Source organism: Ectothiorhodospira marina (genome assembly GCF_900109495.1).
Lineage (GTDB): Bacteria > Pseudomonadota > Gammaproteobacteria > Ectothiorhodospirales > Ectothiorhodospiraceae > Ectothiorhodospira > Ectothiorhodospira marina.
In genome coordinates this window covers 215,033-236,868 of the sequence record NZ_FOAA01000002.1, presented here as the reverse complement: position 1 = coordinate 236,868, position 21,836 = coordinate 215,033, and the positions used below count along the sequence as shown (strand labels likewise).

Here is a 21,836-nt window from a genome sequence, read left to right as displayed (position 1 = left end):
TGATGTTTATAAGGTTATTGATGTTTGCTTGACCAGTATCCGGGTCCCCCGGACACCACATGGTGATCTGGATCAAGGCGCGTGGCACACCCGCGCTAACGTGAAAGAATCAAGTCAGCTACAACACCCCCTTCTCCCCCGCGGGGGAGAAGGGCTGGGGATGAGGGGGCGGGATAGGCACTGTGCCGGTCCTTCCCCCTCACCCCTCTCCCCGAGGGGAGAGGGGCTTCAAACTCCCTTCTCCCCCTCGGGGGAGAAGGGCTGGGGATGAGGGGGCGAGGTAGGCACTGTGCTGGCCCTCGCCCCTCACCCCTCTCCCCCGGGGGGAGAGGGGTTTGTAGCCTATCTTTCATCATCTGGGGTGACTCACCACCGTGATACATGATCGTTAGAAGGACAGGACCTTGTCCCCTCTCAGCATGAGGTCCCCCAAGTCGCTGGCCCGGGCCACATGATCCACCTCGTCGATGAGATCGGTGGCCGGATCCAGGCCGTAGCCCGGCAGCGCCGGGTCACACACGTGCAGTGTCACCCCGGCGCGCTTGGCATCCCGGATGAAATCGATCAGGTACTTGCCCCCCTCCATGGCTTGCAAGCCCTCGGCCACACCCTTTTGCATGAGCTTGACCCCTTCCATGGTGAAGAACAGATGCACATCCGCATCCATGGCGGCCAGCACCGACCCCAGATAGAACGGGGTGGCACAGCGGGCCGGCGTACTGGGGCCGCTGGTCATCACCAGCACCACCGTCTGTTCTTCCCCGTCCAGATAATCCGGCTGTGTGTTCATCGTGTGCCCCGTCAGTCCCGATGACAGTGGATGTCATCGCGCCGGGCCCGTTCGCAGTAGCCCTCGTAGGCGGCATCTCCGGTGAGGTAATCCTGCAGCACGCTGGCGCCGCCGCCCTCCACTTCCACCCGCGCCACCCAGGCCCCGTAGGGGTCCTGGTTGAGCAGATCGGGCTGTTCCATGACCGCCTCGTTGGCCTCGATGATGGTGCAATCCATGAAATTGGGGATGGGACCGGCCCATTTCCCGCTCTCGATGGTGGCCACCGGTTTACCCGGTGGCCGCCGTGTGCCGGGACGACGCACACGCACATGGAGGATGTGACCGGCAATCGCCTGGGAGAGGTCGGTCATGCCCACGGTGAGGGTGTCGTCCTCTTCCAGACGCAGCCAGATCTGGTACTCCGCGTCGTAATACAGCTCCGGTTTGAATTCGCAGCCATTGCATTCCATGCGGGTCAGAATACCCCCCGATCCTTGAGGAAACCAATGGAGTCGCTCACGTTTTCGTGAATCCCCAGCTTGCGTGGCGAGAGCCCCATGGCCAGCCCCAGCAGCTGGGTGAAGTAGAGGATTTTCACGTTGGTCTTGATGCCGAATTCGGTCTCGGCCCGCACCTGGTGCATCTCCAGCCCCGAATGACAGGTGGGGCATTCGGTGGCGATCACCTCGGCGCCACAGTCTTCCGCCGCCTGCAGCAGGTTGAGCACCAGCTGGGTGGAGGTGTCGGAATCCGACAGGGTATGGGCACCGCCGCAGCAGGCGGTCTTCAGAGGGTAGTCCACGTTCACGCCGCCGGCGGCCGCCAGCAGGTCGTCCATGAAATGGGGCTTGTAGCTGGACTCGGAGCCCGGGCCCTGGTCCTTCTCCGGGAAGATCTGCCGGGGCCGGGTGTACATGCAGCCGTAGTAGTTGGCGATCTTGATGCCGTTGAGGCTCTTGGTGAATTTCTGCTTGATGCCCTCGGGGCCCAGTTCCTCCATCAGCCACTCCAGCAGGTGCAGGGTGCGCACGTCGCCGGTGTAGACGGGGTCATCGGACTTGCGGGCCAGGTCCTGGATGGTCTGCATCACCTCTTCGGAGGTGGCCGTTTCGAACTCGGCCTTCTTGAGGTTGTGATAACAGCCATTGCAGGGGGCCATGACCGTATCCAGGCCCATCTGCTCGGTGGCGATGGCCAGGTTACGGGCCGAGAGGTAGGTCTGCAGCATGGGGTGGACGTTCTTCACCTCCATGGCGCCGCAACAGTTGTAGTCCCGCAGGTTTTCCATCTCCAGGCCCAGGGAGTTCACCAACACCCGGGTGGACTTGTCATAGGGGCCGCCGGAGCCTTCCAGCGCGCAACCGGGGTAGTATGCAACCTTAGCCATGGGCGGCCTCCTTCTGTTCACGGACGTATTGCTGGAGCACTTCACCGGTGCGGCCCCAGGACTTGGTGCGGGGCTTCATGAGCAGGTTACGACCGAATTTGAGCCCCAGGTGCACCGGCAGGTGTCGGGCCAGGCGCAGGCCGAACACCCGCAACCAGTTCTGGAACATGGACTGGCCGGTCTTCTGGTAGAAGCCCATGAGCACGTGGCTGTCCTCGATGCGACCCCGGTGATAGATCTGCTCGGTGAATTCCTCGTCGAAGATGGTGGAGGGTGTCTTGTCGGTGATGCCCTCCTCTTCCATCCAGTGGGCCAGGGCCTTCATCACCCCTTCGGGCTTCACGTCCTTGGGACAGATGTTCGTGCACTTGTTGCAGGACACGCACTGCCAGACGATGTCCTTGTCCTTGATGATCTCTTCCTTGAGCCCCAGGCGCACCGCATAGATCCAGTAGCGGGGATTGAACTGCACGTTCTGGGCGTACATGGTGCAGGAGTTGGTGCACGAGCCGCATTGCCAGCAGCGATGCACATTCTCGCCACCGGGGATGGCCTGGATCTTCGCCTCGAAATCATCATCGTAATCGGTGAGGGTTCGCGGCGTGATCATCGTGTTCCAGTGCCCGGACACGTCCACTCCATCCACCACCAGTTCATCGTGGTGGAGCAGGCGCTCGGGCTCGATGAGGGATTTCTCGTGTATCGCCATGCTGTTCTCCGAAACTCGCTTTGACCGGGTTCGATACGGGCCGGCTAATGCCATGTACGCGACGCGGCGGCGTGACGCTCGCCGCGTCGGGCATCGATACCCAACAGTTTGACCACCAGCTCCATCGGGTCCTGCTTGGCCCCAAATTCGCCCTGCAGGATGCCCAGACCGCCGGAGATGGATCGCACGTAATCCGAATAGGCCCGCGCCAGGATGAGATCGGTGACAAAGGGCAGATCCCGATAGAAGCCGCTGGCGGTGAGGTGCTCCACAAACCAGCTGCGCACCGCTTCCTGATGCTCGGGCGTCACGTCCAGAGGCAGGACATTCATGCCTTCATTGCCGGCCACGAACTCGCGTACCGCACCACTCATGGTCTGCGTATCCCACACCCAGCGGGTCATCAACGGGATGGTCTCCGGGTGACGGAAATGCAGCAGTTCCGCCGCCAGATCCCAGGCCGCCCCCGATTCCTTGCGGGTCTGGGTGGGGATGCGCTCACAAAAGGCGCGCATCCGGCTCAGCAGATCACCCCGCCCATACACCAGCCCCAGGATGGCCTCGGAAAAGGCCTCCGGGGAGAGGGTCTGCATGGGACCGATGAGCTTGCGCCGTGCCGGGAAGACGCATTCCAGCAAGACCCCGGAGATCTCGGTTCGCAGGGCATCCGGACGCTGCTCCGGCAAGGCGGCAGTGAAGACCTGATGCTTGCTGCGCAGGGCCTCCAGATAGGTCTCCACACCACCGCGCTCCTTCATGTCCTCCAGCAGTTGCTCCAGCTTGCTGGCGGCAATACGCGGCTCCAGACGGACCTTCAGCGAGGCGGGCCGGATGGGCTTGTCCATGGCCGCCTCAACCCGCCTTGCGGACCAGAGCCGCCAGATCCATCACGGCACGGCCGCCAGCCGCCGCCCCCTGGGCGATGGAATCGTCGATGGTCTCGGGTCCATAGGCCGCGCCGCAGGAATAGACGCCAGGCCGGGAGGTGCCGCAGGTGTTGGTGTATTGCTCACCCTTTTGCAGGAAACCATGTTTCTCCAGCTCTACCCCGAAGACCTTGGAGATCTCCGGATTGTCCTGGTTGGGATCCATGCCGATGGCGTGCACCACCATATCGAAGGGAATGACGATGGGTCGCTTGACCAGAGTGTCCTCCCCCTTCACCAGCAGGCGGCCATCCCCCGAGGCGGTCACCTCGGCGATACGGGCCTTGACGAACTTGGTCTTGAACTCCTCCTGGGATTTCCAGTAGAAGCGGTCCTCGTAGAGTCCGAAAGTACGGATGTCCATGTAGTAAATGAACACGTCGGTCTCGGGGGACATTTCCTTGATCTCGATGGCCAGGTTGGCCGAGACCGTGCAGCAGATCTTGGAACACCACTCGCGCCCGATCTGCCGATCCCGGGAACCCACGCACAGCAGGATGGCCACCCGCTCGGGCACGCGTCCATCCGAGGGACAGGCAATCTTGCCGGACGCCACCATCTGCTCCATCTGGGTGCTGGTGAGCACATCCGGGTAGGTGCCAAAGCCCCACTCCGGTTTGTTGACGGAATCAAAGTGGGTGAAGCCTGTGGCCAAGACCACGGCACCGGCCTTGATCTGCTTGTTGTTGCTCAGCTTGGCGGTGAAGTTGCCCGGCTCACCCTCCAGTTGGGTGACGCGCGTCCCCTTGTGGATGGTGACGGCCTTGTCGTCCTCCACCCGTTTCACCATGCGACCGATGGCATCCTTGGCCCACTCGCCGGAGGGCACCAGCTTGGCATAACCGGAGAGGATGGGGGCACCGCCCAGCGTCTCCTCCTTTTCCACCATCACCACCTTGTAGCCGGCGCCGGCCACCTGCGCGGCAGCCGACAGGCCAGATGGCCCCGACCCGACGATCAGTACTGTATCCTGCATGATGCCTTACCCCCCATAAGCCAGTTCGGGTTTGTAGAGATATTCGATGTTCCCCTGCTCCACCTCCTTGAGGTAGGCATGGAAGTTCTTCTTGGCTTCGGACCAGGAGATGCCCATCTTTTCCACCAACTCCTCGCAGGGCGAGGCATGCCACTGCAGCTGCACGATCTTCAGCGGATCGGCGCCGCAGGCCAGGGCGGCGAACTGCACCTCGGCCATGATGGGGATCTGGAAGTCCTGCTCGTGGGCCTTGCCGATCCACTGGTTCTTGTCCATGGTGGTGACGCAGCCGGTGTCGTTGGCCAGCATGACATCGGCATTGGCCTCTTCACGGGCCACGCGGATCTTGCGGTTCATGGTGAACGAGCGGGTGAACTCGCGCTCCGAGATGATGTGCCGGAACCCGAAGCCGCAGCAGTCGTACCAGGTGGAGTAGTCGATCACCTGGGCACCCAGGGCCTGGGCCATGGAGGTGATGATGGCGGTGCGGTTACCGCCCAGGACCTCGGGATCGTAGACCGCATCCTCGTGGATCATCTTGTAGTAGTGGCAGGCCACATGGGCGGTGGTGCGGATGTGGGAGACATCGATCTTCTGCAGTTCCGAGGCGATGCGGTTGCGCATCACGTGCACCCACTCGGAGTAGTGGATGATCTCCTCGGGGATGACCAGCTTGCCGTCCACCAGGCGCCCCAGCTTGTCCAGGATCTTGGTGACCTTCTCGCGCAACTCCGGTGATTCCACCAGGTACTTGCGGATCTCCTTGTAATTGCCAAAGGAGGTGCCGCAGTGCACCAGCGGGTAGAAATGCCCGGCCTCGTGGCCATGGGCCTGGCCCGATACGTAGGCCTGATGGAAATTGCGCAGGAACACCGCCGCCAGGGACTCCACATTGCCGATGCCCGAACCGTGGTAGTTCCAGGCGGTGCAGGAGGTCTGGTCGGTCTCGTCCAGGTAGTCCTTGCCCGGCACGAAGCCGAACTCGTTCATGAACCACAACAATGAGGTGGGATAGCCGGGGATGTTGCCGCACTGGCCACAAGACTTGTGATGCCACAACTGTTTGGTGGGGATCTTCTTGTCCCAGCCAAACAGGGTCTTGACCATCTTGGGCTCGTGCTGGTCTTCGATGCGGTGGATCAGGATCTTGCCTTCCTTCTCCAGCTCGTACATGTGTTCGCGCACATCATCCATGCGGTCGCCCAGGTCGATGGTGCGCCGGTCCACGTGCTTGCGCACCCAGTCGGTGGCCGTGACGGCCTCCTCGCGGGAGAGCTGGGATTGCTGGAAAAAGGATCCGTGGCCGGCGACGCCCTGGCCATCGGTATTATGGAAACCGGGTTTCATGGCACCGGCGCCGGTGCCTTCTGCGGTGGCGTTGTGCCCACCGGGGGTCTGGTCTTTAGCTGTCATGGGTGTGCCACTCCTCTACGCTCGGCATGTGGTGGTGCAAGGCGAAGGTGGACTCAATCTTCTTCCTGTTCTTCGAGCCACTCGTCGTATTCCTCCCTTTTCTCGTCGATGAAATCCTCGATCACGTCGAACAGGTTTTCATCCATCAGCTCAAGCGACTTGAGCACCCCGGTCATCTCCCAGATGGTGTACATCTCTACGGATGTTTTCAGGGAGACTTCCCAGGCAGTATCGGTGGTCTGCAGGGTCTGCATGGGGATGGCCTTGCGCAGGATGCGCAGGTCCCCGTCCACCTTTTGAATATTCGGACCCCAATCGGGGAAATGGTCGGGCTGGATCATATCCGGGGAGAGCTGATTGCCGGTGGTGATCAGCTTGAGCATCACCCGCCCGAAGGGCCTCAGCACATCCTTGGCGGACTGCATCTCGTGCTGAATGGCCACCTCCCGCATGATGGCCACCAGGCCACCGGGAGAATTCTTGAACGGACAGCGGGCCGCGCAGGTCATGCACTGGGCACAGGCCCAGATCTTTTCCTGCATGGCGTCGTAGATCTGCTCCACGTTTTCGGTCCAGAGCAGCTGCACGATCTCCCGGGGGCTGTAATCGTAGAACTGGGCCGAAGGGCAGGTGGCGGTACAGATACCGCAGTTGAGACAGCCATTGAGTTCGTGGTCGTAACGGAAGTCCCCACGAATGTCATCGTAGATCTGCTGCATTTCCGCATAGGTTGCCATGGGATACCTCGTTGCATATCGCGGGGCGTTATCGATCTATGCCCTAGTAAAACTGTCAACTTTTAAGTCGTTCAGGAAGTCTAGACCATTTCCCGGACTTCGCTAGCCGTTACACATACAGGCAGATGTCCGAGTCACCCGCGAACTCGAAGAAGGTGGCGGCACCGCCGTAATCGATGCCATCGATGAAGTCGTCCCGGGACATGTCGAACAGATCCACGGTCATCTGGCAGGCCACCATCTTCACCTCCGCCTCCAGGCACATCTCCCGCAGCTCTTCCACACTGGCCACGCCCTTGGACTTCATCTTCTTCTTCATCATCGAGGTCATCATGCCCTGCATCCCGGGCAGGGCCTGCAGCAGCACGGGCATCGGCATGGGCATGGGCATGCCCGGGTTGCCCAGCGAGGTGACTTGTAGATCGGGCTTTTTCTTCAGCAACTGGAGGCCGTAGAAGGTGAAGAACACCTGTACCTGGTAGCCCAGGGCCGCGGCTGTCGAGGCCAGGATGAACGGGGGGTAGGCCCAGTCCAGGGTCCCCTTGGTGGCGATGATGGCGAGTTTCTTTTCCGACATGTGCAACATCCTCCTTAAAATTGCCTGCTTGAACAGCCAGGTCATTGGCCCTTTGAAGAAGGGCTCTCAAGCGAGATGGCCGTCGCGGGGCGACGGCCATGCAAACCCTGTCAGGACTTGCGCATCAGGAAGTAGAACTTGCCACCTTCTTCCTTATGCTCCATCAACTCGTTGCCGGTCTGCTTGGCGAAGGCCTCGAAGTCCTTCACCGCGCCTGGGTCGGTGGCGATGATGTGCAGCACCTGACCGCTGGACAGGGAGGCCAGGGCCTTCTTGGCGCGCAGAATGGGCAGCGGGCAGTTCAGTCCGGAGGCATCCAGTTCCTGGTCGAAATCAGCCATGGTTCAATCACTCCTCTTGCGCGGGACGAGCGGCTTCGGCGCAACCGCGGATAACGTCCCTGATGTGATGTATAAAAGCCTTCGCCGCCAGATCATCGCATGAATGCTCAAGGCTCCGGGGCTTTGGCGTCTTAAGGATTTTTTATCCCCTGAAGCATCATACTTATAGCTGGCCGGCCTGAGTTGATTTGCGACAACTCAATTGCGACACACGTTACCGTATTAGCATATACTAAGACAACATATAATTATGATGTTCCGAAAATTCCGCCGGGGATTGCGCTCCTGAACCAAGGAGCCACGTCGATGTCTGAGGCGTGGTAGTGTTCAACGGGCCGGGACCATCCCCGCCACATCAGCCGAGGACCCCCAGACCATGGACAAGAAAGCCTTTGCCGTTGACACCCAGTATGCCGTCACCCTGCGTGACACCCATGGCCGACTCCGACCCGCCAACCTGTATGTCCACCAGTTGTTCGACCAGGACATGATCGCCCGCCGCACCGACGGTGGGGCTCAGTCCGGCCTGCTGTTCAAGATCCCTTATAAGGATGTGACCCGGGTGGTGCGCACGGTGCCGGTCTCCGACAAGAAACGCTTCATGCTGCCCGAAGCCATGTTAAAGCCGAAACTATGGGAAAACCGAAGTTCCATGGCCGCCTATTCGTCGTCCCCGGGACTGGGCAAGTAGGCAACACCACGCGCGGGGCCACCCCGTCGCGCCGGGAGCGGGTCGCACCCGCTTCCCGCCTGTGGGCGCGACTGATCACCGCCCTGCTCTGTCTGACCCTGCTGTGGCCCGTGCATGCACCGGCCCAGGTCTCCCTGCCGGAGATCGGAGACCCCTCTTCGGCCATGCTGTCCCCCTCCCAGGAGCAGCAACTGGGTCGCTCGCTGCTGCGGGAGGTGCGCCGCAATCTGCCCTTGAGCGAGGACCCGCAACTGCTGGGATATGTGGAGGCCGTGGGTCAGCGTCTGGTCTCCAGCGCCCCGGATGGGCACCCCAACTTCACCTTTCTGGTGGTGGAAGACGATGGCATCAACGCCTTTGCCATGCCTGGGGGGATCGTCGGGGTCAACACCGGCCTGATCGAGGCCACCCGCAACGAGGCCGAACTGGCGGCCGTGCTGGCCCACGAAATTGCCCATGTCACCCAGCGACATATCGCACGCGCCTACGCTGGCAGCACCCGCATCGACCTGGCCGCGGGCCTGGCCATCCTGGCGGGCATCATCGCCAGTGCCTATGTACCGGAGTTGGGCCAGGCGGCCATCGTGGGCGGCATGGCGGGTAGCGCGCAGGCGCGCATCAATTTCACCCGCGCCAACGAGCAGGAGGCCGACCGCATTGGCATCTCCATTCTGGCAGCCACTGATTTCGACCCACAGGCCATGCCCACCTTTTTCGAGCGACTGATGCAACTCAGTGGCGGACTGGCCGAGGCGGTCCCTGAATATCTGCGCACCCACCCGGTCACCAGCAGCCGCATCAGCGACAGTCGCGTCCGAGCCAACCAGTATGAGGGGGAGTACCGCAGCGACTCCCAGGAATTCCGGCTGATCCGCACCCGCATCCAGGCGCTAAAGGACCCCGCACGGATGATGGATCTGCATGAGCGACGAACGGACAGCGAAGCCCCCTCGCCTGAACAACTCTATGGCTATGCCCTGGCCCGAAACGAACGGGGGCAGAGGAACCAGGCCCTGGCCACCCTGGACCGGATCGACACCGCCGACAATGAGAGCCTGGCCTTGTACGTGGAACTTGGGCGTGCGGAAATCCACATGGAGGGCCGGAATCCGGACCATGCCGAAGCGCTTCACATCCTGGAGCGCCTGCACGACATCTATCCCGGTTACCTGCCGGTGGCCCAGACCTACGCCAAGGCCTTGCTGGACGCCGGCCACCACGACCAGGCCATCCAGGTGCTCGACCGGTTGCTCGAGGCGGATCATCCCCCTCCGGAACTGCTGCGTCTGCGAGCCGACGCCGCCACCCGCGCCAACCGGCAAGCGATCAGCCACGAGAGCATGGCGGAATACTACTTCCATCATGGACAGTACCGGGAGGCAGTCAGGCAACTGGATCGGGCCCTGACGGCGCCGGACCTCACTCCGCACCTGGAGGCCCGGATCCGGAGTAAACGGGACATCGCCATCCGCTTCACAGAAGACTGATCACCCGCTTCGGCATGACCTTATATTCGACTTGACATATATAACCAAAAAACACTTGTAAAAAAGATTTAGTTAGGTAGGCTGTGGATTGTGATCTATCAACGGGCCTGAGACGGCCCCGCATTGAAGTAACCGGAGGAGACCACATGAACAGCAAGCGTCGAGTGTTTCTCAAGGGCACCCTGGCAGCGGGCACCGTCGGGGTCGCCGTAGGCGCCGGCCTGCTCACCCCCAGCACCGTATTGGCTAGCGCCCGCGAGGGTTTCGAGGCCGGGTCGGTCAGTGACGCCCTCAAATCGGTCATGGGCTCGGACAGCCACGACTCGGGGGATATCACTATCAGCGCCCCGGAACTGGCGGAAAACGGAGCCGTGGTGCCCATTACCGTGGAATCCAGCCTCACCGGCGTGACGGACATTGCCATCCTGGCAGCCGCTAACAACAACCCGCTGACCTCCAGCTACAAGCTGGGTGAAGGGACCAAGGCCTATGTGGCAACACGCATCAAGATGGGCGACAGCTCCGATATTGTTGCCGTGCTCAAGGCCAACGGCCAGCTCTACAGCAGCTCGCGGGAAGTCAAGGTCACCATCGGTGGTTGCGGCGGCTGATTTGCCAGCCCGCACATCCCCAGGCCCCAACCAGGAGAACTCACCATGTCCAGCATTCGTGTACGCGCCCAACTCAGTGACGGTGTGACCAATGTCCGCGCCCTGATCAGCCACCCCATGGAAACAGGTCAAAGAACCGACAGCGGCGGCAATACCATACCAGCCCATTACATTACCGAGGTCAAAGCAAAAGTGCGGGATCGTGAGATCCTCACCGCCAACTGGGGTCCATCCATCTCCCGCAATCCCTATTTGTCCTTCCAGTTCGAGGGGGCCTCCTCCGGTGACACCCTGGAACTCTCCTGGGTGGATAACAACGGGGATTCAGACAGCACCCAAGTGCAGATCAGATGAGATGGGCTGGGTATCGCAGCCCCAGTAGAACAGGCTGATCACTCACGGAACGACCACCAAGAGGAGCGATTCGCCCATCCACAGGGATGGCGGATCACGGCAGGAACAAAAACCAATCATACCTGCCATTTGAGCAAGCCCGGTTCTGCCGGGCTTTTCTTTGTACGGGAAAGACGCCGGACCCACGGCGCATGATGTCTGGAGGAAGCTAGATGAATCTGTCCCGCCGAGAATTCCTGCAGGTCCTGGCCGCCGCCGGTGCGGCTGGTTTTTCATTGCCCGCCAGCGCCCGGCTCGGAGCCGCCGGCAAGAATCCCAGCGACCCTTATGAGCTACCCGCCAGGGGAAATGTTTCGATCCTGCACTTCACCGATTGCCACGGCCAATTGCTGCCCGTCTATTTCCGCGAGCCCCACATCAACCTGGGGGTGGCCGAGATGAAGGGCCGGCCACCGCACCTGGTCGGCAAGGCCCTGCTGGAACGCTATGGGATTGACCACCCTGGCCTGCTCTCCCACGCCTACACCTACCTGGACTACGTGAAACTGGCGGAGCACTACGGTCGCGTGGGGGGCTTTGCCCATCTGGCCACGCTGGTCAAGAAGGTCCGCGACCAGCGCCCCGGTGCGCTGTTGCTGGACGGCGGGGACACCTGGGGAGGCGGCTCAGGCACCGGCCTGTGGACCCATGCCCAGGACATGGTGGATGCCCAGCTCAAACTGGGAGTGGACATCATGACCGGCCACTGGGAATTCACCTTCGGTGCCGACCGCGTACGTGAGATCGTGGAAAACGACTTTGCTGGCCACATTGAATTCCTGGCCCAAAATGTGGTGGACGTGGACTGGGGCGACCGCATCTTCAAGCCCTACACAATCCGCGAGATGAATGGCGTGAACGTGGCCGTCATCGGCCAGTCCTTCCCCTACACCCCCATCGCCAACCCACGGCATATGGTGGCCGAGTGGTCCTTTGGCATTCGCCATGGAGAGATGCAGGACACGGTGAATAACGCTCGCGCCGACGGGGCCGAGGTGGTCATCCTGCTGTCCCATAATGGCATGGATGTGGACATCAAGCTGGCCCAGGTAGTAGATGGCATCGACGCCATCATGGGTGGCCACACCCACGATGCGGTCCCCGCTCCCCTGGAGATCAAGGGACCGGAAGGGGGTACCTGCCTGGTCACCAATGGCGGTTCCAACGGCAAGTTCCTGGGAGTGCTGGACCTGGACTTCCGCGATGGGCGCATCCGCGATTACCAGTACCGTCTGCTGCCGGTGTTCGCCAATCTGATCGAGCCGGATCCGGACATGGCCCGTTATATCGAACAGGTACGCGACCAGGAGGTCACCTACGATGGCCAGACCTTCAACATGAAGGACGCGCTCTCCGAGGAATTGGCGGTCAGCGAGGACCTGCTCTACCGACGCGGGAATTTCAATGGCACCTTCGATCAACTCATCTGCGATGCCCTGATGGAGCAGGTGGATGCCCAGATCGCCTTCTCACCGGGCTTCCGCTGGGGCACCACGGTGCTGCCTGGCATGCCCATCACCTTCGAACACGTCATGGACCAGACCGGCCTCACCTATCCGGCCGTCACCCGCAATGAGATGAGCGGCGCCATGATCAAGGAGATCCTGGAGGATGTGGCCGACAATCTCTACAACAAGGACCCGTTCTACCAGCAGGGCGGCGATATGGTGCGCGTGGGCGGACTGCAATACAGCATCGATCCCACCCGTTCCATTGGCGAGCGCATCGGTGATATGGAACTGAACGGCAAGCCCATTGCCCCCAACGAGAGTTACGTGGTGGCTGGCTGGGCCAGCGTGCAGGAACAGCCCGCGGGCAACACCGGTCGCAAGATCTGGGATGTGGTGGCTGACTATCTACGGGACCACGAAACGGTGTCCATCAGCGAACTGAATGAGCCGAAGCTGCGAGGGGTTGAAGGGAATCCCGGGGTGTCTTCAGTTTGAATATCAAGCCCCTCTCCCCACTGGGGAGAGGAAGGCTCCCGCCCCTACCCATCCGCCACCACCCGGTTACGTCCCCCCGCCTTCGCCTTGTACATGGCCGCATCTGCCCGCTGCATCAGCGCATCCATATCCTCCCCCTCTCGCCACTCGGCGGCACCGATGCTGGTACTCGGCAGGTAATTTTCCTCCAGGGGCCGCAACTCCCGGGTGCGCGCCCGCACGCGCTCGCCCACTGTCATGGCCACATCCAGCGACGTATCGAGCATATACAGGCCAAATTCCTCCCCACCCAGACGCCCCGGCAAATCCGACACCCGAACCAGAGCGCGCAGCAGATCAGCAAAGGCCACAAGGACACGATCCCCCGCCGCGTGACCAAAGGTATCGTTCACATTTTTGAAATGATCCAGGTCGATCATCAGGATCGACAAACGATGCTGCCGACTCCGAGCCTGGGCCACTCCCGCTTCCAGCCGCTCCAGGAAATGACGCCGGTTGGCCAGGCGTGTGAGGCCGTCGGTGCGGGCCAGTTCTTCGTTCAGTTGATTGGCCCGGGCCAGATCCCGGTTTGCCCGCCTCAGGTCACGCACCAAACGGGACATATCCAGGGTGAGGTTACCCATGCGGGCCACCACTTCATGATCGCTGGCGTCGGCTACCTCGCCGATCAACAGGGTGTGCCCATCCAGGGGATAGGCATGAAACAGACAAGGCTCCCCCTCCGCCGTGGCCCGCAGGACCCGCGCCACCGTCTTCTCATGGGCCTGGCCGGGCTCAATGTCCAGAGGGCTGTCATCCTCGTCAGCGAAAAAACGCGACAGTGGCTCGCCACGCACATCCGCGAACCCCGCATAGCGAGAGCGAAAGGCGCCATTGGCCGAGATGATCCGGGCATCCTGACTCACCTCCAGGACCATGAAACGCCCCGAGTCCACAACATAGTCATACAGGGCCCGGGCCAGGTCAGGCCCTGGAGGGGTATCGCGGAGATCCGGTCTCAAGGGGGATCACCCAATCCTCGAGCCCAGTCCACCGCGGCCATGGCGCTCTCGAGGTAGAGATCGGCATTGACCGATTGTGCCAGCTGAGGCGCCTCCCGAAAGGCCTGCCCCCCTACAACGATGGGAGTGGTGTCATCCGCTCCCAGGGCCTCACGCAGGCTGGCCACGGTCGCCCGCGCCTCGGCCACATTACCCACCAGCGTGACCGATAAGGCCACGAACCGGGGGCGCTCCTCCAGAACCGTAGCCACCAGGGTCTCGGGAGGCGTATCAGCGGTGAGCAAGGTGATATCCCACCCATCCAGTTCCAGGCTCACGGCCAGCATCCAGGAGCCCATCTCATGGAATTCATTGGACACGGGAGAGACCAGACCACGACCCCGGTCGGTCTCCGGGAACGGCTGGTCGTAATACAGGGCGGCCAGCACACGGTAGACCATGGCCGTGGTCTGATGCTCCAGGGTCACCGACAGTTGACCGGCTTCCCAGCGGGCCCCCACATCCACCATGGCCGGATAGAACAGGTTTTGGAGAAGGGACTCGTAGGACATGCCATCCAGTAACAGGCCATGGCAACGATCGATCACGCCAACCGTATTTCCCTGAATGAGCTGGTCGACGATGTATTGGTAGTCTTCCTCCCAGCAGGGCCGCACCGACACCCGCCGAGCCTTGTAATGGCGCGCGGCCTCGATGAGATCATCATGATGTTCCACCATCCACTGGTAGACAGGCTGAATGGCTCCCGCCTCCCCTGCAGGCAGAATCTCGGCAATCACCTGCTGCCAGGTTTGCCACTCGGACAGGAAAAAATCGAAGGACACGCCCTGGTTGTGATAGGTCGCGTATACCCAGGCCAGCGTACGCTCAACCAATGCGACATCGTCCCCCTCCATGGCTTCAGCCATGAAGGCCGCATGATGACGCCGGGTGGTATCCATCAGCCGCAATCGGTTCCCCCCCAGCAATGCCTGGATTCGGGGATGGTGATCCATGCGCTGGGCCACCGCATTGACCAGTTCGCCACGATGCGCACGAAAGCATGCGGCCGCGGCTCCGGGCACCGGCAGAGGAGGATGCGTTGCATTTGACTTGGATGACACGATGGACCAGCACTGAGGTAGCAGGACACTCAGATTACATCATTGTGAAGGGATAACGCATTGTTGCGAATCACGCCCGGGTGAGTCTCCGGATCGGCCCTCTGATGACCCGGCTACGTCTTGCGAAAGGCAGCGGTCAAATCATTGTCCAGATAATCCTCGAGGATCTCCACGCGGGCGCCCAGGGTCTCTCCCAGGGCCCGAATCTCGTCCGGCAGATAGTAGTTGAAACGTGACGGCCCCGGGCTCCCCTTGAGTATGTTGAATACGAAGGCCTGCCCCGCGGCACCGTGGCAGCGCTGGATGAAGCATCGGGTCTCTTCTCGGGTGAGATTATTCATGGCCCCGCTGCACACATAGAAGTCCGCCTCGGGCAGCGGATCACGAAGCACGTCCTGTAGCCGGATCTTGCATCCCGTACGTTCCCGTGCCGTCTGAATCATCGGCTCACAGACCTCCAGGCCCACATATCCGGCCGGTGGTCCGCGATGCTCGCACAAGAATGCGTACAGATCCCCGAAACCACAGCCAGCATCCACCAGGGTCACGCCACCGAGATCCTCGGGCAGGCAGCGGGCCAGGGCCACGAAACGTGCCGTCTGGGTGTAGGCCGAGCGCCAGTGCAAGCCCTGCGGCGTTGCACCGTGGTCTGCCATCGCACGACGATAGAAGGCCTGATTATCGACTCGGGGCATGGTGGTCCAGAGCCTGGGTTAGTGATTTGACAAACATAGCCCCCACAGTTTCCAAGGTCAACGCAGTTCTTTGATGCGGAAGCCTTCTGGACCTACCCATCCTCAGGCAACTACACCAATAGCCATGCCAGGTAGCCCGCGTACCCCCCCACGAGCAGCACTCCGGCGACCCGCCCCATATCACGGCGCCAGGCAAACGCCATCCAGACCGCCAACGAGAACAGCAGCATCACCGACAGGTCCGTGTAGGAGATGCCACCTGCCCCCAACGGGATGATGGTGGCGGTGATTCCCAGCACCGCCAACACGTTGAAGACGTTGGAGCCGATGATATTGCCCAGCACCATGCCGGTCTCCCGCTTGAAGGCCGCCGCCACCGTAGCCGCCAGTTCCGGCAGGCTGGTACCCACGGAAACCAGTGTCAGACCAATCACTGCCTCACTCACCCCCAGGGCCCGGCCAATGGTGATGGCGCCACTCAGAAAGGCCTCGGAACCCACATACAGACAGCCCGTGCCAAAGACCACGAAGAGCGTGGCCCGACTTACGGTGATGCCCGCATACCCCCCCACCTCCTCCGCCACCTGATGGCCCGCCATCTGACGCCGCGCCAGGTGCACCTGATAGGCCACGAAGGCCGCCAGCAATACGAGCAGGACAACCCCTTCGAGGCGGCTGATCATGCCGTTGTAGAGCAGCAGGAACAGGAGCCCCGCCGCGCCCACCATCAGGGGCAACTCCCTCCTCAAGGTATCCTGTTCACAGCGAACCGGGTAGAGCAGCGCAGCCGCCGCCAGCACCAGCCCGAGGTTGGCGATATTGGACCCCACCACATTGCCCACAGCAATGGCCGACTGTCCCTGCAGGGCCGCCATCACGCTCACCACCAGTTCCGGACTGCTCGTGGCGAAGGCCACCACCGTCAGGCCAATCAACAGGGGTGAAATCCCCGTCCGTAAGGCAATGGCACTGCTGCCGGCCACTAGACGGTCAGCACCCAGGGTGAGCAAGGCCACGCCCAACAACAGCATGAGAAGCGCAAGCAGCATGATGGAAATCGTCCGGATCAGAATGGAGAGTGGCGAAGTATCGCACAGCGCATCGGCTGTTGGAGGTCAGGGCTCCTGTTCAACCCGGTTACGACCGGCCTCCTTGGCGCGAAACAGGGCAATGTCGGCGCGCTTGAGGATATCGTTGGGATCCTCACCCACGTGCAAACAGGTATATCCAAAGCTGGCGGAAAGGGTCAGCGGCTCACCCTCCCCCACGGTGACCTGACCCACCTCCTGGCGCACCCGGTCAATCACCGCACCCGCCTCGCTGAGGCCGGTCTGCGGCAGGACCAGCAGGAACTCCTCCCCCCCCCAGCGACCATACAGATCATAGCGGCGCAACCCCTGGCGCACCGCGCCGGCAATCTCGCACAGGGCCGTGTCACCCACCTCATGGCCGAACCGGTCATTGATGCGCTTGAAGTGATCCACATCCATCAGACACAGGGCGAGGCGCGTGTCCTTGCGCTCGGCTCGCTGAATCTCATCCTTGAGCCGTTCCATGAGAAACCGGCGATTGGCCAGCCCGGTGAGCGGATCCTGATTGGCAGCCTCCCGCAGACTCTCGGTGACCTCCCAGAGGGTCTTCTGGTACTGGTCCGAGATGCGTGCCATCTTTTCCATGCGCCGTAACTGCCTGTCACATCGCACAGCCAGGCTCTGGGTGTGATTGCGTTCCAGCAGATGATAGCCATCGCTGATGCGCATCAGCCTCTCCAGGCGCTGATCCTGAGCCAGGGCGTATTCCCGAAGCCCCTCCAGGGCCTCATAGAGGGGGTTATCCTGATGATCGGGGTCCTCCAGCAAGGCTTGAACCCGCTCCAGGATCTCCCGGCCCGCCTGCGATGCGCGTGTTTTAGTCATCCTCGTCCGGGGTAGGCACGATATGGAATGGAAAGGTGTAATCCTCGCGAAACTCCTCGGCCATTTCCATCACACGCTCGTTGCGCGGGTCATACAGCCAGTTGACCTCCACGGCCCGACCCTGCTCATGGGCTTCCTCCAACAGATCCAGGATATCCATCATGGCCTTCACACTACTGGTATTCATGTAGATCAGCGTCAGCCGCAGGGTCAGGGGACCGTTATCCCCGGCCAGATAGGCCTCGATCCAGGTGAACACCTGGCCGAAGAATTCGAAGGAATTCTCCGGGTAGGAATTGCCCTTCATGTGCAACTCGCCCGTCTCCCAATGGCTGGAGATGAACGGTGTGGACTGGGTTCCCGGTACATCCAGATCGCTGATGGCTGTGTGCATGGCTGCCTGGTCTTGTGGTTGCTCTAGGGTCATATCACCGCCCGCAGACTGAAGAACACCCGTTGATCCCCTTCCATGGAAGACAGTCGAGCACTCAAGGGCTCCACCGATTTGCGAGCCACGTCAGTCAAACCCAGTCCGGCACCCGACAATGCCCCCTCTTCGCGCGGTTTGCGCAACTGGGCCTTGTAGGCGGCCTTGAGCTCAGCCTTGTCCATGGCCGCCAGCGACTCCACCCGCTCCAGCAGGGTCTGGCCATCCTCCGGCTCCACCAGGTTGCCGGCCATGATCACGTAATGCCCCCGATCATCACGGGCCACCACAACCGTGGCCGTCCCGTCCCGGTCGCTGTACCCCATGCGGCTCACATAATGGCGGATGTTCTGGGTGAGTTCGATATAGATGGCAAACACATCCATGGCGGCCCCGGGGCCAGCACGGTCTGCTTCCAGGTAGTTCCTCAGCGCGTTGCCGATCTCCTCGATCAGGCTGCGGGAGATGGGGCCATTAAAGCACAACAGGATCTGGTCCCGGTTGAAATGGCTACGCAGACCATACAGGTCAATGCTGGACATGGGCAGTGTGGATCCTCAAGGGTTCATGGCGACGATGATATGACGGTTTCGTGGGCGGGCGCATCCCCCGCCCCCAGTCTGAAGGCCAGCACGGTCACATCATCACGCTGTTCGTACTCACCCCGGTAGTCCTCCAGGGCCTGCTCCAGAGCGGTGGCCTGGGCCGCCATGGGTCGCCGGGCGTTGGCCAGGATCAGGGTCTTGAACTGGGTCTGCCCCAGGCCATAACCGGACTCGCCGCCAGCCTGATCCAGATATCCGTCGGTGACCAGATAGTAGGTGGTGGCGGGATCCAGGGCCAGCGTGGTGTCCTGGTATTGCCCCATGCGGCGATCCCCCAGGGCCCGTTTCCCCCCCTTGACCGTTTCCACTCGGGTGCCGTCGCTGTAATACAGGCTGATCCGGGCACCCGCGTAGCGCAGCACCCTTTGCCCAAGATCCACGAAGGCCAGTCCCACATCCATATGGGTGGTCACTTCCCGTTGGGAATCGGCATCCAGCATCATTTCACGCAATGTGTTGTCAGCATAGGACAGCACAGCAGCGGGTGAATCCATACCCAGTTGATTCACTGCCTGATCCAGGGCGGCCCGGGCCAGCATGGTCATCAGGGCGCCGGGCACCCCGTGACCCGCACAGTCCACCACCCCCACCAGGTAACGATCCCCCTGGTCATGATGAAACACGTAGAAATCCCCGCCCACCACATCCCGTGGACGCCAAAGCACGAAGTGATGCGCCCCGAACCGATCCCGTAGACGGGCATCGGGAAGGATGGCGCGCTGAATCAGGCTGGCCGAATCAATGGACTCACGAATCTGGCGCTGGGCCGCGGTCATCTCCAGGTTGGCCTGCCGCAGACGTGCCGTGCGTTCCTCCACCCGGGCTTCCAGTTGCTGGGTATGGTCCCGCACCCGCTGTGCCATGATGGCAAAGGCACGACTCAAATCCCCCAGTTCATCCCGACCGGCTGCTGGCAGGGACACCTGGTAATCCCCCTGGGCAATGGCGCTGGCGGATTGCTGCAACTCCCGGATAGGTCGGAGCAGCAGACGATCCACCGCCAGGCCAAACCCCACCAGCAAAATCACCAGGATGAGGGCAACCGCCAGCAGGCCCCCGCGTACCCAAGCGCCTTCCACCACCGGTGCCAACCCCAGGTCCACGGCGGTCACCACATGCCACTCCAGCTCGGGGATATAGGCCAGGGCCAGGAGTTGTTCGCGGCCCTCCAGGTTCACGGACACCAGGGGAACCTGATCCGGCGAGTCTTCCGCCCGCCCCATGGCCCGTTTCAGCCGGGCACGGCCTTCAGCGTCGGACAATTGCCCCATCAGGGTCGTGATCGCCTGGCCCTCCTCGGGCGAACCGGTGGTGGAACCAAAGCTGATCAGATCTGGATTCGGGTGGGCCTGAATGGCGCCATTGCGGTCCAGGATCATGGGCGTCACGCCCTGGGGGCGATCGTGGATGAACTCCGCGAGGAAACCACTCAGGTCCAGGCCCGTGCCGGCCAGACCGATGCGTCGTCCCCCCTCTTCCACCAGCACGTTGATCCATACCCGGGTGGTGCCCAGTTGCACATCCGGATTCACGTTGATGTTGTAATCCGCTTGCTGGGCCAGGGTATTGAAGAACCAGGCATCGTCCGGGTTGTCCGGCTCAAGGGTGTAGCGGGGCTTGTCACTGGACGTTTCGCTGGCGTCGTTGAAATAGTAGTGACCCGTCTCCGCGCTGACCACGAAATAGGACTGATCCCGAAAGTCCCGCCGGTAACCCTCCGCCTCGGCAAAAAAGAGATCCCGCTTGTCCGGATCCTCGGGATCCAGCAGCCACCGCCGGGTCACCTGCGAGTTGGCCAGACGGACGGAAAGCGCGAGGTCACGGGTAATGGGCGCAACAATCCGCTCGCGTTTGAGTCGCGTGAAGTTCTCGGCAAATGCCTCGCCGAAGTGCTGACGTGCCCCCTCCAGGACACTCCAGCCAATGAGGGCCGCTGGCACCAGGGCAACGACACAAGCGAGCGCCAGAGCCAACATGGATTTGGCCCTCAGTCCCAGACTGTTGATGCGCATTGACGTGGTGCCCCGCTGTATCCCCTATCAGCGGCCATCATACCGCCCGGCAGCCGGGCCGAACCAGTCAACTCAACCCGCAACCATGCACGGATCAACGGCCATCGCTTGAGCACATACCCGGCGCACGCACGAATTGTGGAGACATGCATGCATAATGGGGGAATGAGCGATGCTTTCACCAACCGTTTGACCAAGAACCTGCGTCACTGGGGCAAATGGGCCCGCCGACGCGGTATCGAGTGTTTCCGTGTCTATGACCGGGACATCCCCGAGTTTCCTGTGGCCATCGACGTCTATGCCGGGGTGCCCCACGTTCACGTCTACGAAACCCGCTGGGAGGCGGACGATGCCGAGTACGGCGCCTGGCTCAGGCAAGTGCGCGATCAGGTGGCCAGGGTGTTCGAGGTGGATCCGGTGCACCTGGCCATGAAGGTGCGACGACGTCAGAAGGGGCTGGCCCAGTACGAGAAGACCGGGCTGGAGGGCAAGGAGATGATCGTCCACGAGGACGGCCTGGCCTTCTCGGTGAACCTGCATGCCTACCTGGACACCGGTCTGTTTCTGGATCATCGTCAGACCCGGACCATGGTGCGTGAACGCGGCCAGGGCAAGCGCTTCTTGAACCTGTTCGCCTACACCGGCAGCTTTACGGTTCATGCCGCCGCGGGTGGCGCCAGCGACAGCCTGACCCTGGATATGTCCCGCACCTATCAGGACTGGTCACTGCGCAACTTCCAGCTCAACGCGATGGACCCAAGCCGCCATCGCCTGGAGCAGGTGGACGTGATGCAGTGGATGGAGGCCGCACCCGCCCTGGGCGAGCGCTACGATCTGATCGTGCTGGACCCGCCGTCGTTCTCCAACTCCAAGCGCATGGACGCCACCCTGGATGTGCAGCGGGATCACCCCTGGATGATCAACCGCTGCCTGGGCCTGCTCAGCCCGGGCGGCGAACTGTTCTTCTCCAACAACCGCAAGGGTTTCCGGCTTTACGAAGACGAACTGGCCCCCTGCCAGGCGCGGGAGATCACCTTGCAGACCGTGCCGGAGGACTTTCGGCGCAGCCGCCCCCATCGGTGCTGGCTGATCACACGCCAGGCAACCTGAA

The 21,836-nt window shown here is 61.8% G+C and carries 24 protein-coding genes; 6 read left to right on the top strand and 18 right to left on the bottom strand.

Going from position 1 to position 21,836, the window contains the following annotated elements; translation table 11 throughout:
• Nucleotides 1-388 precede the first annotated feature (388 nt).
• The 10 genes from BMY52_RS03755 to BMY52_RS03710 form a co-directional block, all read right to left on the bottom strand.
• On the bottom strand, nucleotides 389-790 hold the full coding sequence (locus tag BMY52_RS03755) for a DsrE family protein (protein ID WP_090251070.1): 402 nt from the start codon (nucleotides 788-790) through the stop codon (nucleotides 389-391).
• An 11-nt stretch (nucleotides 791-801) separates the two neighbouring features.
• Entirely contained in the window at nucleotides 802-1,242 is a 441-nt protein-coding gene (locus BMY52_RS03750) for a biotin/lipoyl attachment domain-containing protein (protein WP_090251068.1), read from the bottom strand.
• A gap of 5 nt (nucleotides 1,243-1,247) precedes the next feature.
• The gene (locus BMY52_RS03745) at nucleotides 1,248-2,159 is read right to left on the bottom strand and encodes a CoB--CoM heterodisulfide reductase iron-sulfur subunit B family protein (protein WP_090251065.1); all 912 of its coding nucleotides are present in this window, start codon (nucleotides 2,157-2,159) and stop codon (nucleotides 1,248-1,250) included.
• Nucleotides 2,152-2,868, bottom strand: coding sequence for a 4Fe-4S dicluster domain-containing protein (locus tag BMY52_RS03740; RefSeq protein WP_090251063.1), 717 nt, complete (start codon nucleotides 2,866-2,868; stop codon nucleotides 2,152-2,154). Before BMY52_RS03740 ends, BMY52_RS03745 begins: the two co-directional genes overlap by 8 nt.
• A gap of 44 nt (nucleotides 2,869-2,912) precedes the next feature.
• The gene (locus BMY52_RS03735) at nucleotides 2,913-3,713 is read right to left on the bottom strand and encodes a hypothetical protein (RefSeq protein ID WP_090251060.1); all 801 of its coding nucleotides are present in this window, start codon (nucleotides 3,711-3,713) and stop codon (nucleotides 2,913-2,915) included.
• A gap of 7 nt (nucleotides 3,714-3,720) precedes the next feature.
• Entirely contained in the window at nucleotides 3,721-4,770 is a 1,050-nt protein-coding gene (locus BMY52_RS03730; RefSeq protein ID WP_090251058.1) for a CoB--CoM heterodisulfide reductase iron-sulfur subunit A family protein, read from the bottom strand.
• A 6-nt stretch (nucleotides 4,771-4,776) separates the two neighbouring features.
• Nucleotides 4,777-6,183: a heterodisulfide reductase-related iron-sulfur binding cluster gene (locus BMY52_RS03725; protein ID WP_090251056.1), complete on the bottom strand. Its 1,407-nt coding sequence runs from the start codon at nucleotides 6,181-6,183 to the stop codon at nucleotides 4,777-4,779.
• Nucleotides 6,184-6,236: 53 nt separating this feature from the next.
• Nucleotides 6,237-6,902, bottom strand: coding sequence for a 4Fe-4S dicluster domain-containing protein (locus tag BMY52_RS03720; RefSeq protein ID WP_090251194.1), 666 nt, complete (start codon nucleotides 6,900-6,902; stop codon nucleotides 6,237-6,239).
• Between the two features lie 127 nt (nucleotides 6,903-7,029).
• Entirely contained in the window at nucleotides 7,030-7,497 is a 468-nt protein-coding gene (dsrE2, locus tag BMY52_RS03715) for a sulfur carrier protein DsrE2 (protein ID WP_090251054.1), read from the bottom strand.
• 110 nt (nucleotides 7,498-7,607) lie between these two features.
• Nucleotides 7,608-7,838: a sulfurtransferase TusA family protein gene (locus BMY52_RS03710; protein ID WP_025282116.1), complete on the bottom strand. Its 231-nt coding sequence runs from the start codon at nucleotides 7,836-7,838 to the stop codon at nucleotides 7,608-7,610.
• Nucleotides 7,839-8,214: 376 nt separating this feature from the next.
• Here BMY52_RS03710 and BMY52_RS03705 point away from each other — a divergent pair, with 376 nt between their 5' ends.
• The 5 genes from BMY52_RS03705 to soxB all read left to right on the top strand — a co-directional run bounded on the left by BMY52_RS03705 (nucleotide 8,215) and on the right by soxB (nucleotide 12,966).
• Entirely contained in the window at nucleotides 8,215-8,529 is a 315-nt protein-coding gene (locus BMY52_RS03705; RefSeq protein WP_090251052.1) for a hypothetical protein, read from the top strand.
• The gene (locus BMY52_RS03700) at nucleotides 8,472-10,016 is read left to right on the top strand and encodes a M48 family metalloprotease (protein ID WP_177169826.1); all 1,545 of its coding nucleotides are present in this window, start codon (nucleotides 8,472-8,474) and stop codon (nucleotides 10,014-10,016) included. The genes BMY52_RS03705 and BMY52_RS03700 overlap by 58 nt, the downstream gene beginning before the upstream one ends.
• 146 nt (nucleotides 10,017-10,162) lie before the next feature.
• Nucleotides 10,163-10,627, top strand: a complete 465-nt coding sequence (gene soxY / locus BMY52_RS03695; RefSeq protein ID WP_090251049.1) for a thiosulfate oxidation carrier protein SoxY — start codon at nucleotides 10,163-10,165, stop codon at nucleotides 10,625-10,627.
• A 45-nt stretch (nucleotides 10,628-10,672) separates the two neighbouring features.
• Nucleotides 10,673-10,981: a thiosulfate oxidation carrier complex protein SoxZ gene (gene soxZ / locus BMY52_RS03690; protein ID WP_090251046.1), complete on the top strand. Its 309-nt coding sequence runs from the start codon at nucleotides 10,673-10,675 to the stop codon at nucleotides 10,979-10,981.
• A 212-nt stretch (nucleotides 10,982-11,193) separates the two neighbouring features.
• The gene (soxB, locus tag BMY52_RS03685; RefSeq protein ID WP_090251043.1) at nucleotides 11,194-12,966 is read left to right on the top strand and encodes a thiosulfohydrolase SoxB; all 1,773 of its coding nucleotides are present in this window, start codon (nucleotides 11,194-11,196) and stop codon (nucleotides 12,964-12,966) included.
• 44 nt (nucleotides 12,967-13,010) lie between these two features.
• Here the strand turns inward: soxB and BMY52_RS03680 are convergent, their stop codons facing one another.
• The 8 genes from BMY52_RS03680 to siaA all read right to left on the bottom strand — a co-directional run bounded on the left by BMY52_RS03680 (nucleotide 13,011) and on the right by siaA (nucleotide 20,725).
• Complete coding sequence (locus tag BMY52_RS03680) at nucleotides 13,011-13,967, bottom strand: GGDEF domain-containing protein (protein WP_245740544.1); 957 nt, start codon at nucleotides 13,965-13,967, stop codon at nucleotides 13,011-13,013.
• Complete coding sequence (locus tag BMY52_RS03675; protein ID WP_245740542.1) at nucleotides 13,964-15,070, bottom strand: cobalamin B12-binding domain-containing protein; 1,107 nt, start codon at nucleotides 15,068-15,070, stop codon at nucleotides 13,964-13,966. The genes BMY52_RS03680 and BMY52_RS03675 overlap by 4 nt, the downstream gene beginning before the upstream one ends.
• Before the next feature lie 113 nt (nucleotides 15,071-15,183).
• Nucleotides 15,184-15,765 (bottom strand): class I SAM-dependent methyltransferase, encoded by a 582-nt coding sequence (locus BMY52_RS03670; RefSeq protein ID WP_090251042.1) that lies wholly within the window; start codon nucleotides 15,763-15,765, stop codon nucleotides 15,184-15,186.
• A gap of 110 nt (nucleotides 15,766-15,875) precedes the next feature.
• On the bottom strand, nucleotides 15,876-16,814 hold the full coding sequence (locus tag BMY52_RS03665) for a calcium/sodium antiporter (RefSeq protein ID WP_090251039.1): 939 nt from the start codon (nucleotides 16,812-16,814) through the stop codon (nucleotides 15,876-15,878).
• 66 nt (nucleotides 16,815-16,880) lie between these two features.
• Nucleotides 16,881-17,681, bottom strand: a complete 801-nt coding sequence (gene siaD, locus BMY52_RS03660; RefSeq protein ID WP_090251037.1) for a biofilm regulation diguanylate cyclase SiaD — start codon at nucleotides 17,679-17,681, stop codon at nucleotides 16,881-16,883.
• On the bottom strand, nucleotides 17,674-18,075 hold the full coding sequence (gene siaC, locus BMY52_RS03655; RefSeq protein ID WP_281244060.1) for a biofilm regulation phosphoprotein SiaC: 402 nt from the start codon (nucleotides 18,073-18,075) through the stop codon (nucleotides 17,674-17,676). The genes siaD and siaC overlap by 8 nt, the downstream gene beginning before the upstream one ends.
• A gap of 29 nt (nucleotides 18,076-18,104) precedes the next feature.
• Nucleotides 18,105-18,650, bottom strand: coding sequence for a biofilm regulation protein kinase SiaB (gene siaB, locus BMY52_RS03650; protein WP_090251034.1), 546 nt, complete (start codon nucleotides 18,648-18,650; stop codon nucleotides 18,105-18,107).
• A gap of 23 nt (nucleotides 18,651-18,673) precedes the next feature.
• Complete coding sequence (gene siaA, locus BMY52_RS03645; RefSeq protein ID WP_177169825.1) at nucleotides 18,674-20,725, bottom strand: biofilm regulation protein phosphatase SiaA; 2,052 nt, start codon at nucleotides 20,723-20,725, stop codon at nucleotides 18,674-18,676.
• 165 nt (nucleotides 20,726-20,890) lie between these two features.
• Between siaA and BMY52_RS03640 the strand changes: the two genes are divergently transcribed.
• Nucleotides 20,891-21,835 carry a class I SAM-dependent methyltransferase gene (locus tag BMY52_RS03640; protein ID WP_177169824.1) on the top strand — a complete coding sequence of 315 codons (945 nt, stop codon included), beginning with the start codon at nucleotides 20,891-20,893 and terminating at the stop codon, nucleotides 21,833-21,835.
• The last annotated feature ends 1 nt before the right edge of the window (nucleotide 21,836 follow it).

Coding starts and splice junctions, on each gene's coding strand:
- BMY52_RS03755 (WP_090251070.1), bottom strand. CDS start 790: ATGAACACACAGCCGGATTATCTGGACGGGGAAGAACAGACGGTGGTG.
- BMY52_RS03750 (WP_090251068.1), bottom strand. CDS start 1,242: ATGGAATGCAATGGCTGCGAATTCAAACCGGAGCTGTATTACGACGCG.
- BMY52_RS03745 (WP_090251065.1), bottom strand. CDS start 2,159: ATGGCTAAGGTTGCATACTACCCCGGTTGCGCGCTGGAAGGCTCCGGC.
- BMY52_RS03740 (WP_090251063.1), bottom strand. CDS start 2,868: ATGGCGATACACGAGAAATCCCTCATCGAGCCCGAGCGCCTGCTCCAC.
- BMY52_RS03735 (WP_090251060.1), bottom strand. CDS start 3,713: ATGGACAAGCCCATCCGGCCCGCCTCGCTGAAGGTCCGTCTGGAGCCG.
- BMY52_RS03730 (WP_090251058.1), bottom strand. CDS start 4,770: ATGCAGGATACAGTACTGATCGTCGGGTCGGGGCCATCTGGCCTGTCG.
- BMY52_RS03725 (WP_090251056.1), bottom strand. CDS start 6,183: ATGACAGCTAAAGACCAGACCCCCGGTGGGCACAACGCCACCGCAGAA.
- BMY52_RS03720 (WP_090251194.1), bottom strand. CDS start 6,902: ATGCAGCAGATCTACGATGACATTCGTGGGGACTTCCGTTACGACCAC.
- dsrE2 (WP_090251054.1), bottom strand. CDS start 7,497: ATGTCGGAAAAGAAACTCGCCATCATCGCCACCAAGGGGACCCTGGAC.
- BMY52_RS03710 (WP_025282116.1), bottom strand. CDS start 7,838: ATGGCTGATTTCGACCAGGAACTGGATGCCTCCGGACTGAACTGCCCG.
- BMY52_RS03705 (WP_090251052.1), top strand. CDS start 8,215: ATGGACAAGAAAGCCTTTGCCGTTGACACCCAGTATGCCGTCACCCTG.
- BMY52_RS03700 (WP_177169826.1), top strand. CDS start 8,472: ATGGGAAAACCGAAGTTCCATGGCCGCCTATTCGTCGTCCCCGGGACT.
- soxY (WP_090251049.1), top strand. CDS start 10,163: ATGAACAGCAAGCGTCGAGTGTTTCTCAAGGGCACCCTGGCAGCGGGC.
- soxZ (WP_090251046.1), top strand. CDS start 10,673: ATGTCCAGCATTCGTGTACGCGCCCAACTCAGTGACGGTGTGACCAAT.
- soxB (WP_090251043.1), top strand. CDS start 11,194: ATGAATCTGTCCCGCCGAGAATTCCTGCAGGTCCTGGCCGCCGCCGGT.
- BMY52_RS03670 (WP_090251042.1), bottom strand. CDS start 15,765: ATGCCCCGAGTCGATAATCAGGCCTTCTATCGTCGTGCGATGGCAGAC.
- BMY52_RS03665 (WP_090251039.1), bottom strand. CDS start 16,814: ATGCTGCTTGCGCTTCTCATGCTGTTGTTGGGCGTGGCCTTGCTCACC.
- siaD (WP_090251037.1), bottom strand. CDS start 17,681: ATGACTAAAACACGCGCATCGCAGGCGGGCCGGGAGATCCTGGAGCGG.
- siaC (WP_281244060.1), bottom strand. CDS start 18,075: ATGCACACAGCCATCAGCGATCTGGATGTACCGGGAACCCAGTCCACA.
- siaB (WP_090251034.1), bottom strand. CDS start 18,650: ATGTCCAGCATTGACCTGTATGGTCTGCGTAGCCATTTCAACCGGGAC.
- siaA (WP_177169825.1), bottom strand. CDS start 20,725: ATGCGCATCAACAGTCTGGGACTGAGGGCCAAATCCATGTTGGCTCTG.
- BMY52_RS03640 (WP_177169824.1), top strand. CDS start 20,891: ATGAGCGATGCTTTCACCAACCGTTTGACCAAGAACCTGCGTCACTGG.